This is a genomic window from Jiangella alkaliphila (assembly GCF_900105925.1).
In the GTDB taxonomy this organism is placed as follows: domain Bacteria; phylum Actinomycetota; class Actinomycetes; order Jiangellales; family Jiangellaceae; genus Jiangella; species Jiangella alkaliphila.
Window position 1 is genome coordinate 5269140 of the sequence record NZ_LT629791.1, and the last position, 13877, is coordinate 5283016.

General features: G+C 75.1%; 8 protein-coding genes. 1 reads left to right on the forward strand and 7 read right to left on the reverse strand.

Features of this window, described 5'->3' with window-relative positions; genetic code table 11:
• Positions 1–238 precede the first annotated feature (238 nt).
• A complete protein-coding gene (locus tag BLV05_RS24145; RefSeq protein ID WP_046772666.1) occupies positions 239–2515 on the reverse strand; it encodes a DUF3068 domain-containing protein in 2277 nt (758 codons plus the stop codon).
• A 245-nt stretch (positions 2516–2760) separates the two neighbouring features.
• On the opposite strand from BLV05_RS24145, the gene BLV05_RS24150 reads away from it, so the two are divergent.
• Complete coding sequence (locus tag BLV05_RS24150; RefSeq protein ID WP_082155819.1) at positions 2761–3825, forward strand: type IV toxin-antitoxin system AbiEi family antitoxin domain-containing protein; 1065 nt, start codon at positions 2761–2763, stop codon at positions 3823–3825.
• Positions 3826–3882: 57 nt separating this feature from the next.
• On the opposite strand, the gene BLV05_RS24155 is transcribed toward BLV05_RS24150, so the two are convergent.
• The 6 genes from BLV05_RS24155 to BLV05_RS24175 form a co-directional block, all read right to left on the reverse strand.
• On the reverse strand, positions 3883–8346 hold the full coding sequence (locus tag BLV05_RS24155) for an alpha-(1->3)-arabinofuranosyltransferase (protein ID WP_052763151.1): 4464 nt from the start codon (positions 8344–8346) through the stop codon (positions 3883–3885).
• Positions 8343–9095, reverse strand: coding sequence for a class I SAM-dependent methyltransferase (locus BLV05_RS24160; RefSeq protein WP_169790520.1), 753 nt, complete (start codon positions 9093–9095; stop codon positions 8343–8345). The genes BLV05_RS24155 and BLV05_RS24160 overlap by 4 nt, the downstream gene beginning before the upstream one ends.
• Before the next feature lie 43 nt (positions 9096–9138).
• Positions 9139–10341, reverse strand: coding sequence for a glycosyltransferase family 4 protein (locus BLV05_RS24165; protein WP_046772683.1), 1203 nt, complete (start codon positions 10339–10341; stop codon positions 9139–9141).
• Positions 10342–10517: 176 nt separating this feature from the next.
• The gene (locus BLV05_RS35995; protein ID WP_157524295.1) at positions 10518–10661 is read right to left on the reverse strand and encodes a hypothetical protein; all 144 of its coding nucleotides are present in this window, start codon (positions 10659–10661) and stop codon (positions 10518–10520) included.
• Between the two features lie 31 nt (positions 10662–10692).
• Entirely contained in the window at positions 10693–12483 is a 1791-nt protein-coding gene (locus BLV05_RS24170) for a hypothetical protein (protein WP_152691109.1), read from the reverse strand.
• Between the two features lie 78 nt (positions 12484–12561).
• Positions 12562–13734 carry a hypothetical protein gene (locus tag BLV05_RS24175; RefSeq protein ID WP_157524296.1) on the reverse strand — a complete coding sequence of 391 codons (1173 nt, stop codon included), beginning with the start codon at positions 13732–13734 and terminating at the stop codon, positions 12562–12564.
• Between the last annotated feature and the right edge of the window lie 143 nt (positions 13735–13877).

Consider the following 13877-nt stretch of genomic DNA (forward strand, 5'->3'; position numbering starts at 1 on the left):
AGGCCCACAGCGCAGACACAGATTACCTGCCCGCGACGACCAGGGTCAATCGGCGCAAGGTCGCGAGTTGATCACGGCAGCGGATTCAGCTATGGGCTCACTGGAGGGCAGGCCCCCGTTCGTCGGTTCGGGTCAGAATACTCCCCTCCGGCCCGGTCGGCGGAGGTCGGTATCGCTGCAGGCGGGGACGGGTTTGCCGGCGGCGGGCAGCGCCGGTGACCGTCGCGCCGTGGCGCGGTCAGTAGCGGTGCAGGCTGCCCGCGGACTGGCCGTCCTCGTCGAACTCGTCGAACAGCCCGTCGTCGTCGCGGGCGCGGCGGCGGCCCTTGGCGGGCGCCTGGGCCTTGGACGCCGCGTCGGCGTCGGGCGTGGACTCGGGCCGGGACGCCGGGCTCGCGGGCTGTGGTTCGGGCGCCGTAGAGGCCTGCCCGGCGGGCGCCCGGTCGGGGGCGGACGGCTGCGCGGCGGGCTGCGCCCCGCCGGCGAGGTCGGGGTGCTCCTGGGCGAACCGGTCCAGCTCGGCGCGGGCCTGGTCGAGGCGGGCGAGGTCGGTGCGGGCGCGGTCCAGCTCGGCGGACTCGTGACCGCCTGACGGCTGTGCTGCGGGTGCGGGTGCGGGGTCGTCCAGCGAGTGGCCGGGATCGGTGTAGGCGCCCGACGGCTGCGCCGACGGCGACCGGTCGTCCAGCGAGTGGTCGAAGTCGGTGTGAGCACCCGCCGGGTCGGCGGCCGGCAAGCGGTCGTCCGGCGAGGGGCCGGGGTCGGCGGGCTGCTCCGGAGCGAGCGGGCCGGTCAGCGACTCCCCGGCCGGCGACTCGCCGAGCAGCGACTGGGCCGACGGCGCCTGCGACTGCGCCCGGCCCACCGGCGGCCGGACGGCTCCCGGCTGCGGGCGGCGGCGTGGCAACGGCCGCTCCCCCGGCGTCGGGCCGGCCGGCGGGGTCTGGCCGGCCTGATCGGCAGACGCGGCGGGATCGGCCCCGACGGCGTGATCGGCCGACGTGGTGGGGTCGGTCTGGTTCGCCCAGGCGGACGGGTCCGCCGCCGCGATGCGGTCGGCGCGGGTGACGTGGCCGCCCCGCGCGGCGAGGTCGGCCTGGCTCGCCCATGGGGACGGTGCGGCCTGGGCGGACTCCGCCGCCGGTTCACGGAGAGCCGCCGACTCGCCCGTCGCGGACTGGTCGGGCGCGGCGAAGTGGCCGGTCGTGGCACTGGGTGCGGTCTCGACGTGCAGCCGCGGCTCCTCGGCGTACGTCGCCGCCTCGGCCGGCGGGTCGTCATAGCGCGACGGCTCCTCGGCCCGGCCGTCGCCGTAGCGGACGCTGTCGGCTCGGCCGCCGCCGTGCTGGGCGTCCTGGTACGGGGCGGACTCGTACCGGGGCTCGTCGTAGCGCGCGACGCGCGGCGGCTGGTAGCCGACCGGCTCCTGGACCCGGGTCTGGCCGGCCAGGGCGGCATCGGCGGACGCGGCGCTGCGGGTCCGCGGCCGCACCGGCGCCCGCTCCTCCACCGGCCGCGCGCCGGCACCGTCGTCGTCGGGAAGCGGCGCCCGCCGTTTGCCGGGATAGTTGCCCCGGCGAGCCAGCAACAGCCCGACGATCACGAAGAGCAGGCCACCGGCCGCCGCGGCGATCGGGACGGTGTCGCGGACGAGGGCGAGGCGGTCGGCGCTCGAGGCGAACTCGTCGACGTTGGCGGCGACCTGGTCGTCGGTGTAGGCGAGCGTGCCCTGGACGATCGTCGGGCCGCGGGTGCCCTCGAAGTCGAGGTAGGAGTCCTGCACCTCCTGGCCCTTGATGATCGCGCCGGTGTGCGGCTCGACCCAGATGGTGCGGGTGTTGCTGTAGATGCGGTCGGCGACGATCGACCCGGCCGCGCCGAACAGGGCGCCGGGGATCTCCAGCGCCGACACCGGCGTCGGCTCGACGACCTGCTCGAAGACGTAGACCGGGAGGCCCTCGAGCGTCGTCTCGCTCTGGAACTCCATGGGCCGGGTGTCCTGGATGGTGGAGTCCCAGAACGGGTACGACCGCTGCTCGGTACCGAACGGCAGCTTGAAGTAGTAGCCCTCGTGCTCGACGTCGTCGCGGTCGGCGGGCTCGCCGGTGGGCGTGTAGTACTGGTCGTAGCCGTCGACGGCCTCGGCGGTGTGCCGGTCGAACGCGACCCGCTCCTCGTAGTACGAGAGGACGTTCTCCTCGGGCGTAGCGCCCGCGCCGAGCTCGTCGAACGTCGTGACGCTGGTGTCCCACACGGCGGTGTCGCCGGTGCTGTCGCCCTGGTCCGGAATGATGCGGCGCACGTTGCGGATGTCGGTGACGCGCTCGACCTCGCCCTCCTGACGCACGACGGCGCCGAGGTCGAGGACGGTGACGTCAGTACCCGTGGACACCCGCTCCGCGACGTCGTTGGAGACGACCGCCAGCCGCGGATAGGCGTACCAGCGAGACAGCGGCGCGAGCACCAACATCAACACGCCCAGTCCCACCAGGACCAGGCCGATACTGCGCCGCATGGACAAGCCTCTCCTCGGATCGGGGTCTCCGCGCGGCCCGCGTGAGACCACCGCCGGGCGCGGCCCCGGGGCGGCACAGGGGCTCTTCGTGAACCTACCCTCCGATCCGAGCCCGTGCATGCCACTCCGCAACATCGCACCCGATCAGGGCCCTCCTCGTCCACAACCCGCCGGCGGAAAGCCTGCTGTCCACAGATTGGTGATCGGGCCTGGCGACGGCCGCCCGGCCCGCTGAAAGTGGTCGCATGACCGCTCGGTTGCGCACCCTCCCACCCGACGTGGCGGAGCTGCTCGTCCGCCGCCACGGCGTGGTCGACCTCGCGACCGCGGCGCGGGCAGGCGTGGAGGAGGGCCGGCTGCGCCGCTTGGCCGCCGCCGAGCTGTTGGTCCGGCTCGCCCCCGGCTGCTACGCCTCGGCCGCAGTACTGTCCGCGGCGTCGTCCTGGGAACGTCATCGGCTCAGGTCGCGAGCGTTCGCCCTCTTCAGCGACGGTTCCACCGTCCTGACCGGATGGTCCGCGGCGGTGATGTGGCACCTGCCGACGGTCGGGCCGCCACCGGCGCGGGTGACGGCGATCCGGCCGCATGGCGCCGGCAGCGTCCGGCACGGCCGCTACGCCGACGTCCGGATCGTCACGGTCCCGCCCGGCCAGCTGCGGCGAGCTCAGGACATCGACCTCGTGAGTCCGGCCTGGGCCGTGCTCGACGCCGCGCGGTCGGGGGCGATCGTGCCCGCCCTCGTCGCGGACGACGCCGCGACCGCGTCGGGTGATGACCTGGCGGCGACGGTGCTCGCCATGGCCCGGTGGCCGGGGGTCGGGCGCGCGCGATGGGTCGCCGAGCACGCCGACCCGCTGGCGGAGTCGCCCCTGGAGACGCTCGGGCGGTTCACGTGCCTGCAGTTCGACCTGCCGCTTCCGGTCGCCAACGCGTGGGTCGGGGCGGTCGGGCCGGAGTATCGCGTCGACGGGCTGTGGCCACACCACGGCGTCGCGTTCGAAGCCGACGGCGCACTGAAGTACGACAACCGGCCCGACGCGTCGCTGATCGTCGCCCGGCAGGGCGAACGCGAGTGGCGGCTCCGGCGTCTCGGCCTGGACGTCGTCCGGTTCGGCTGGGACGTCGCATGGCGGAACCGGGACGAGCTGGCCGCCCGGTTCGCCGCCGTCCTGCGCGACAACGCCGGCCGGGATCGGCCGGTGCGCTGGTGGAAGCACCTGCCCGGGATCGGCGCCGTCGAGCCCCAACCGGCCGACTGGCCGTCGCGGCAACCGAGCGGGGTGGTCCTGCCCGCCGGCTGGAACCGCTGACACCCGCTCAACCGGTGGATGCTCGATTTTCCGGCGCGTGGGAGGTCGAACGGCCGGTCACTCGCCGGAAATTCGGGTATCCACCGGATCCGCGGACATCGCGCGGCGACGGCGTGACCCGGCGGGCACGGGGCCGGTCGCCGTCGGGTCGAGCATGGCGTCGATCCGCACGTACTCGTCGTCCTCGGGCGCAGTGCCGGGACGCTGCCAGGCGACCGAGCCGATGACGGCGAGCGCGATGGCGATCAGCACGAGCCCCTGCGCGACAGCCGAGTGGGCGCCCGGGTCAGGCCCCGGCCACGGGTTCAGCGCGACGACGATGCCGGCCAGCAGGACGGCGCCGGCGGCCAGCGCGGGCGCCAACCGGGTCAGCCACGGACGCCCGGGACCGGCGAGGAGGACGACGGCGCCGACGGCGGCAGCGGCGAGGCCGGCCGCCCCGCCGAGCAGCGTCAGCACCACCGCGCCGAGCAGGATGACCGGCGCCGCCCGCTGCCGGCGGTGCCGGGCCAGCGGCCGGGCCGTGACCGGTGGCCGCAACGGCTGGACCTCGTCCGACCCGAGCGGCACCGTCCGCCGCGCACGCCGTCCACCGGCGGCGACGGTCTCGCGCGGCACGCGCTGCGCGGGCACCGGCGACGGCGCCGCCGGCACCTTCGTCCCGCGCCAGGCCAGCACGCCGACCACCAGCACGGCGCCGAGGCCAGCCAGCAACGCCCACCGATACGGCTGGTCCGGCCCGTACGTCAGCCGCACGACGCCGGCCTGGCCCACCGGCAGCACGAAGCCCTGCGCCCAGCCGTCCAGCCGCACCGGCTCGAGCGTCTGCCCGTTCAGCGTCGCCGACCACCCGGTGTTGAGGTTCTCCGTGACGGTGAGGACGGCTGGCTCGTCGCGGGCGGGGACGACGACCTCGCGGGAAGCCGCGCCCCACGTCTGCACGGTGACGTCCAGCGACGGCGGCGGCTCCGGGGCCTCGTCGACCGGCCGCAGGGCCACCGACTCCGGCCGCACGGCGCCGGTGGACCGGACGACGACGTCGTGCGCGCCCTCGTCCAGCGGCACCGGACGAGCGCCGTCGCCGCACGGCAGGACGTCCAGCCGCCGCCCGCGCAGCAGGTCGCCGACGGTCGTCTCGATCCGCGTCGTCACGACCGACCCGTCGATCGTCAGCGGCGGCCCGTCGCCACAGGCGATCGTCACCTCGCGCGACTCGTCGACCGGCAGCCGCAGGTCGTCCGCACCCAGCACCTCGACCTCGGACACCCCGGCCGGCAGCACCGAGCGCAGCCCGAACGACGGGTCGCGGTCCTCGACCTCGGCGACCTCGACGATCTCGATGGTCAGCTCGTCGGTGCGTACCGGCTCCGGGAACGTGACGGTGCCGTCGTCGGCGACGCCGGCCTGGAACCGCGCGTCGCCGGCCCGCACCTCGACCATGCTCGGCCGCGACGCCGACAGCCACGGCTGCACCTCCAGCCGCAGTCCTTCGACGGTCCGCCGCGGCCCCCAGCTCAGCGTCAGCGCCGGCGCCTCGTCGTCGGGCGCGGCCACCCAGCCGGTGCCGGGGTCGTGGTCGACGGCCGCCTGCGGGCGCCCGAGCGGGTCGGTCACGGCGCGCGAGCTGGCCGTCGCGACGATCGCGTCCGGGTCCGGCGCGATCAGCTCCTCCAGCGACCGGCCGGGCCGAGGCCGCGCCGTCAGCTCCGCCTCGTACTCCGCCGCGGCCGCCAGTTCGGCGCTGCGCCGCAGGTCGCGGTTCTCCTCGCCAGGACGGGCCAGCTGCCGGGCGCACCGTGCGACCCGGGTGTCGCCCGACGTCGTCGCGACGCACTCGCCGCGGCGGCCGTCGGCGACGGCGAAGACCAGCGTGGCCGGCGCGGGCTCGCCGGAGCCGGATCCGCCGAGGTCGGCCGGCGTCACGGGCGGCACCTCGAGCGTGCGGGTCACGGTCAGGTCGGGGACGGCCAGCTCGCGGATCCCGACGCCGCTGACGGTCCCCTCGCCGACGCCGACGACGGTCACCCGCAAGGTGGTCGTCTCGCCGGACGGGACGGCGAGCACCTGCGCGCCGCCGTCGGGTTGCAGGTCGCTCTCCAGGATGCCGGTGTCGGTCTGGACGGCGACGCGCTGCAGCGGCGCGCTGACCGGCCCGCCCACCAGCGGCGTCAGCTCGACCGACGAGACCCGGCGCGGCTCGTCGAAGGTCAGCTCCAGCCACTGCCCGACGGCGCTGCCGTACTCCCCCGACACCCAGCTGGTCCCGAGGTCGCCGTCGACGGCGGCCCACGGCGAGTTCTCCGCGCCGCGCGCCATCGTCGCCCGCGGGTCCGAGCCTGACGACGACGCCGTCACCGACTCGACCCCGGAGACGACGGCGACGGTCTCGCGCGCGGGGTCGTCGACCGGCAGGAAGTCGCGCACCACCCGGCCCAGTCCCCCGCCCTCGCCGGCGGCCAGCACCTCGGTGGTGTTGTCGCGGCTGGCGCCGAACCAGACGGCCCGGCGGCGCAGCCCGTCGGTGACGACGGGGACCGGGTTCGGGTCGGCGATCCCGGCGCCGTCGCCGGCCACGAACGCCGCCCGCCCGTCCAGTAGCCCGGCGTCGCCCGCCGTCAGCAGCGACTCCGGGCCGCCGGACATCCGCACCGTGCCGTTCAGCGGGTATGCCTGGACGCGGTACTCCTCGACCTCGGGGTCGGCGATCGTGAAGACCTCGACGGCCGGGTAGTCGACGTCGAGCCGGGAGTCCGTCGCGGACGAGGGGTCGTCGACGGCGCCGACCTGCGGCCCGAACGTCGCGACCCGCTCCGCGCCGGGCAGGTCGGCGATGGCCTGGTGGACCAGCGCGGCGCGCGGCGCGTCGGTGCGGGACCGGTCGAGGTCGTTGCGGACGACGAGGTGGGTGACGCCCGCGCGGCGCAGCGTGTCGACGACGCCGGCGCCGCCCTCGCCGGCCGCGATGCGGGCCTCGACGGCGTCCAGCAGCCGGATGTTGCCCGCCGACGAGAGCGGGACGGAGTCGCGCACGGCCCACGGGGTGTCGCCCAGCGCCTGCAGCGGCTCGTCGCGCGGCGCCCCCCACGTGTACTCGGCGAACGCCGTGCCCGGCAGCAGCAGGGCCCGCCCGGTGCCGGCGTTGTCGTCCAGCCAGTCCGACGCCTCGTGCCAGTAGTCCGGGATCGCGTCGTACGAGCCCTCCTGCGGCAGCCGCCCGGCCAGCGCCGGCGTCGCCACCCCGGCGATCACCACCGCCGCGAGCCCGACGACGAGCACCCGGAAGCGGCGCACCGAGATGGCCGGCACCCGCAGCATCGCCAGCGCGTGCGCCAGCCCGAGCGCCAGCGGCAGCCGCAGCACGACGTCGAACTTGTGCACGTTGCGGAACGGCGCGAGCGGCCCGTCGAGCAGCTCGCGCACCGTCGCCGCCAGCGGTCCGGCGGCGGCGCCGACGTACCCGGCCGACACCAGCGCCAGCCCCAGCACGGCCGCCGTCAGGAAGACCCGTCGCCCCGGCATGTCCCGGCGGGCCAGCCCGCCCAGCCCGAGCGCCGCGATCAGCACCGTATGCAGGATCAGCACCGGCTCGCTGGCCAGCAGCCAGCCGGCCGGCCACTGCGGGCCGCCGGCCACCGACAGGTACGACAGCCAGTGGTCGTTGCCGCGCAGCACCTCGATTAGCGACGTGTGCTGGGTGGTGTTGCCGGCCGTCTCGATCCAGTCCAGGAACGGCGGGCTGTGCGACCCGAGCAGCAGCAGCGGCACCCACCACCACACCGTCACCGCGGCGCAGCAGCCCACCCACCACGCCGCGAACCGCCACCGGCCGGGCCAGTGCGGCGCCAGCAGCAGCCACAACCCGGCGGGGACGACGGCGGCCGCGGTCGCGGCCGCGTTGACGCCGCCCATGCACAGGACGGCCAGCGCGGACAGCGCCGCGTTGCGCACGACCGGTCCGCCGCGCCAGGCCCGGACCAGCGGGATCAGCGCCCACGGAGCCAGCGCCGTCGGCCACGCCTCGACCGACACCGCACCGAGCGACACCAGGATCCGCGGCGCCAGCGCGTACACCAGGCCGCCGAGCAGCCGGGTCCACGTCCGGCCGATGCCCATCTCGCCGGCCAGCCGCACCACGCCGAGGAACGCAGCGACCAGGATCAGCGACCACCACAGCCGCTGCACCATCCACGCGGGCAGCCCGGCGAGGTCGCCGGCGAGGTGCAGCGGACCCATCGGCCACAGGTAGCCGTAGGCCTGGTTCTGCAGCTGCCCGAACGCGGCGGCCGGCTCCCACAGGTGCAGCGCGCGCTCCAGGAACCCGCCCGGGTCGGCACTGAGGTCGAGCTTGGTGTCCGGGACGATCTGCCCGGGCGCCTGCCGGAACGTGAGGGCGACCAGGCCTAGGCAGCAGAGGGTTACGGACAGTGGCCACGCCGCCGGGCGACGGCGCGAAGCGCCACGGACGAATTGTAATCGCCACGCCGGCAGGCGGCGGCGTGGCGCTGCGCGGTGGAGGGTCATCGGCGGCGCAGCACCACCGCGAGGTTCCACGTCGCCAGCTCACGCAGGCCGGGCACCCGGACGACGCCGCGCGCCCACCACGGGTGGTAGCGCGGGAACGCGTCGAGCAGCTCGCCGTCCGGCGTGTGCCGCGCCCACAGCAGCGCGTCGGAGACGGAGACCGGGAACAGGCTGACGCCGTACCGGTTCTTCGGGTCGTGCCCGTGCCGCCGCGCGTACCGGCGGGCCGCGGACTCGCCGCCGAGGTAGTGCCACGGCGCGGTCTCGTGCCCGCCCCATGGCGAAAGCCAGACGGTGAACGAGAGGAACACGACGCCGCCGGGACGCGTCACCCGCAGCATCTCCTCGGCCATCGTCCACGGGTCGGGCACGTGCTCGAGGACGTTCGACGAGTAGCAGACGTCGGCGGCGCCGTCGCGGATGGGCAGCGCCATGCCGCTGCCCATGACGGTGCCGGGCTCGGGGCGGCCGCGGGCGGACAGCTCGCCGAGGTCGCTGTCGACGGCGACGTAGCGGGCGCCGGCCCGGCCGAACGCGGCGCGGAAATACCCCGGCCCGCCGCCGACGTCGAGGACCAGCGAGTCCCGCAAATCGGCATAATCGGACAATTGGCTGACGGAGTCAGCAGCGAGCACACCATAGAAATGGTCGGGGTCACGCTGCTCGGCGAGGAATGCCCGGAATAGCCGGACCGAACGGCTCAGTGTCGCACTGTTAGCCCTCGACCGCGGGGAATCATTCAGGAGCACGTCGGCACATTACGCCAATTACCGTGGCGCTTGCGTCGATTCGTCACGACTGGCGGAAGAACAGCCCGTCGTGGGCCGGAACGGGCACTCGGAACGGGTCCAGGGGCACGCCTTCGGTGGCCGCGGCGACTCGCCGGGCGGACCGGTCGGCCGACTCCTCGGCGACGGTGCGGCGCAGCAGCGCGTCCCACGAGCGCACCGTCTGGTCCCAGGTGAACGTGGCGGCGCGGGCGGCGGCCGCCCGGCCCAGCGCGGTGCGGCGGACGTCGTCGGCGAGCAGTTCCTCGGTGGCGGCGGTGAGGCCGTCGAGGTCGTCGGCGAGCAGGCCGGTGGCGCCGTCGACGATCGACTCGGCCAGGCCGCCGGCGCTGCGGTAGCCGATGGTGGGCACCTGGTGCTGCGCCGCCTCGACGACGGTGAGCCCCCAGCCCTCCTTCACCGACGGCGCCAGCATGAGCCAGCTGCGGGCCAGCTCCTCGTGCTTGGCCCGCTCGTCGACGAAGCCCAGGAAGTCGGTGATGTCGTCGACGCCCAACCGCTTCGCCTCGGCCGTCAGCCGGTCGGACCACCAGCCGTCGCCGATGACGCTCACCCGCAGGCCGGGCCGGCTCGCGCGGAGCCGGGCCGCGACCTGCAGGGCGTGTTCGACCCGCTTGTGCGGCACCAGGCGGCCGAGGACGCTGATGCGGGGCTGGTCGGCCCGCTGCGTCGTCGTCGCCGGTGCCGGCGCGGTGCCGTTGTGGACGACGTCCACTCGCTCGGGACCGACCCCGAGCTCGGCGAGCTCCGTCCGGGTGATGCCCGAGACGGTGACGTAACGGGAGCGCCGGTACACGCGGGGCGCGACCCGGGACTCCAGCCACCAGCCCAGCCGCGCGGTGGCGGGGCCGTAGACGACCCCCCACTGCTCACGGTGGACGTGGTGGACGAGGACGACCACGGGGCACCGGACGGCCAGGCGGCTCCAGAACGGAACGCCGTTCTGCACGTCGACGATGACGTCGGGCCGTCCGAGTGCCCCGCTGGCCAGCATCCGGATCGCGTGGGCGTAGACGGTGAACTTCCCGCCGCGCCGGACGATCCGGTAGCCGTCGCGCCGCTCCACCTTCGGCGCGCCCGGATGGGCCGCACAGAAGAACGTCACGTCGTGCCCGGCGGCGGCCAGGCCAGCGGCGACGTTCTCCACGTAGCGTTCCGAGCCGCCGCCCTCCGGGTGGGTGGTGTCGCGCCAATTGAGCAGCACGATCTTCAGAGGGCGTGGCTCGATCAGGGTCCCGGAAGGATCATGCAACACCGACGGGTGATGGGGGGCCGGAGGTCCCCCTGAGCCCTCGGTCCAGGCCTGAGCCGGACTAGAGGGAGTGAGTCGTCGTTGCATGATCCGACCGAATGTCACAGGGGTATGCACGGTGACGACGTGGTTCAGTTGTCGTCGTAGTTGATCAGCTCTTCGTGGCTGACGTCGTCGGCGTCGCTCGGCTGACTCACGTTCACGGCGGTGACGACGGTCAGACCGGCGAGCACCACTCCCACAATGGCGGCGACAACGCCTCCGAAATTGCCCATGAACTCTGGTACTCCTCGAGCGGTGCGGAAATCACGACACCTCGGAGCGTAACGACCTCCGCCGCCGCGAGAAGGCGTTCCGGGCAACATCAGCCGATGCGCCGATGAGAATGACCGAAAAGACGATATCGGCGACGATGACTGGCGGAGCGGGCGGAATACGGGACCATGTGCCGATCGGGCCGGGAACGCGATAAAGGTCGAGAGTTCCGTTGATTTCGACTGATTCGAGCGATTCGAGGAGTCCGTCCGGAACGTCGCCGGGGGTGTCCTGCTCGACGGCGACCCAGCCGACGCCGAGGGCGGCGAGGTCGCGCGCCGGATCGTCGCCGTCGAGGGCGGTGCCGACCTCCGCGGCCCGGCGGTCCTCCCCCGGCACGACGGTGTCGCCGCCGACCGGCAGCGCGTCGGGGACGACCGCCTCGACGCCGAGGTAGCGCGGGGCCGGGTCGAGCACCGTCCGGTCGCCGGCCCACGGGAACCGGCGGAACGGCTGGTACGGGACGACGACCACGTCGCCGTGGTCGCCGTCGATCGCTGCGCGGACGTCGGACCACGCCGCCGGGTAAGTGGACGGCTCCAGCCGGCCGGCCGCGCCCCACACGAGGTCGGGCAGTGCGGCGATGGGGAGAAGGGCGGGGACCAACGCGATCGCGACCGCGACGGCGGCGTCGGTGCGGTTGGCGGCGGCGCGGGCCAGCCGACCTGCGCCGGCGGCAGCGGCGAGCGCGACCAGCAGCGCGTACCAGGCGAGGAACTTCTGCCCGTCGCGGATCAGCCCGCCGCCCGGGACCTCGGACACCAGCCACTCCAGGACGGTGTCGCCGCCCGGCAGCGCGCTGCTCACGGCGACGAGGAGCCCGGTGGCGGCCAGCGTGCACGTCACCGTCAGCTCCGCACGGCCCAGGTGGCGGCGCAGCTCCGTCGCGCCGAACACCGCGAGCGCCAGCACGATCACCGTCAGGACCAGCGCCGACGGCAGCGCCCGGCTGTCCGGGACGGCGCCGTCGTTCCAGATGCCGCCGAGCGTGAGCAGGCTGCCGAGCAGGCCGAGCGGCGAGTCGGGGGCGGCGGCGAACGCGGCCACGCCGGCCGGGTCGGAGACGGCCGGGTCGGGCCTCAGGACGGACGGGACGACCCAGGGCGCCTGGAGCGCGAGGACGGCGGCGCCGCCCATGACGCGGACGCGGGTCGTGTGCTTGCCGCCGGGCGCGAGCACCAGCGCGCCGAACAGCGCCGCCGCGATCAGCCCGCCGGTGGGCGTCAGTGCGGACACCCCGACGAGCAGCAGCCCCGGCGCGAGCGCCGACGAGCGGCCGCTGCGCACCCGCCGGCCGAGGATCAGCAGCCACGGCAGCGCGGCGTACGCGATCAGCGTCGGCCAGTGCCCGATGACCAGCCGCTCGAACACGTACGCGTTCCAGCTGTAGACCGACGCCGCGACCAGCCGCGTCCCCGTCCGGACCTTCGGCAGCGCCAGCCCGGCTCCGAGCGCCCCGCCGAGCACGATGCCGGCCAGCGCCAGCTTCTGCAGCAGCTGCCCGGTGAGTACGGAGTCGCCCAGCGCCACGGCGGCGTCCAGCGGGACGGCCCGCGGCACCGCGCTGCTCAGCCCGACGGACGACGGCAGCAGCGTCTGGTCGGGCACCGCCACCATGTCGTAGGACAGGACGTAGCCCGGCGCGGCCAGCGGCCCGAGCATGACGACGGTGAGCAGGACGCACCACGTCAGCAGGATCCAGTCGCCGCGGTGCGCCCGGCGGTGCTTGGCGCCGCTGTCGGGCGGCGCGTCGGCGCCGGCCGCGGCCTGCGGGGCGGTCAACACCAGCTCCTCCCCGCAAGATCGACCTTGTGGGGAGCATAACCGGCACGGCCGTCGCGCATGGGGCGAATCGGCCGGTCAGTCCGGGAAGTACTCCGGTCCGGCGGCGCGCAGCACGGCCAGGACGCGGGCGTGGCGGCGCCGGCCCGGCGCGATGACCAGTCCGGTCGTCTGCCGGCGGCGGGACTTGACCTCGACCCAGCTCGGCAGCGGGCCGGCGTGGTCATGGTGCAGGCGGAGCTCCACGACCCGATGCGACCTGCGGTTCTTGTGGTCCCCGGTCACCAGCACGCCCTCGGATACCGACCGCACCTCCGGCCACGGCAGCTGGGTCGTCGCACCGGCGAACCACCACCGCGGCTCCTGGACCAGCGCCACGCCGGCGTCGTCCGCGGCGACACCCTGCCGGGTGAGCAGGCGCGGGAGGCGGCGCAGCGTCCAGCCGGCCGCGGCGGCCCCGAACGGGAACAGCAGGGCGACCACGGCGAGGTCGTCGTCGCCGAGCCCGTGGACGGCCGCCCTGACGCCGGCGTAGCCGAGGAAGGCCGCGCACACCAGCCCGATGACGTACAGCGTCGGCCCGAGCGTGCCCTGCCACAGCGGCAGGAACCCGGCGCCGCGCAGGCTCACCCAGCCTGTTCTGCCGGGTGCGCTGGGTTGACGGGTCGACGGCGCCGAGGTCGGCCGCGGGTCGAGCAGGTCGGCCCGGACGACGCGCACCGCCCGCTCGACGGCCTGCCGGGGCGCGTCGGCCACGGTGAGCACGAGCCGCGCGCCCTCCTCCACCGCCCAGTGCGGCAGATCGAGGGGGCGCGGCGCGACGAGGTGGAACTCCAGCGTCACCTCGTCGCCCAGGCTCGACAGCCGGTCGAAGAACGCCGCGGGGCCGCGCGGGACCCCGGGCCTTCGGCCGGCGGTGCGGGTGCCGCGGCGGACGGCGTGGACCTCGTCCCAGCCGACGACCGCCTCGCTGTCCCGGAACCAGGCCAGCCGGCGCGCCGTCAGCACGAGCCCGTCGGCGCTCACCGAGACGCCCTGGCCGGTCCACTGCCTCGGCAGCGCCACGATCAGCCAGCCCGTCAGCACCAGGACGGCGGCGCCGGCCAGCGCCGCCGGCACGAGCGCCAAGCCCGCCAGCAACCATGCGGAGAAGCCGAACGAGGCGGTCACGGCTGCCGAGACGAACCACTGCACGGCCCGGCTCGTGCGGACGCTCACCCAGATCGCTGTGCCGGTCCCCGAGTCCGCCATGGCCGCCATCAGAGCAGACCGCCGGCGGACGCGGCAACTCCGCCCCGCCAGCCCCGTTGATCATGGAGAACGTCGGGTCCCCAGGCGCGGTAGGCCCGACGTTCTCCATGATCAACCTCTGCCGGGGCGGGGGCTGAGCGGAC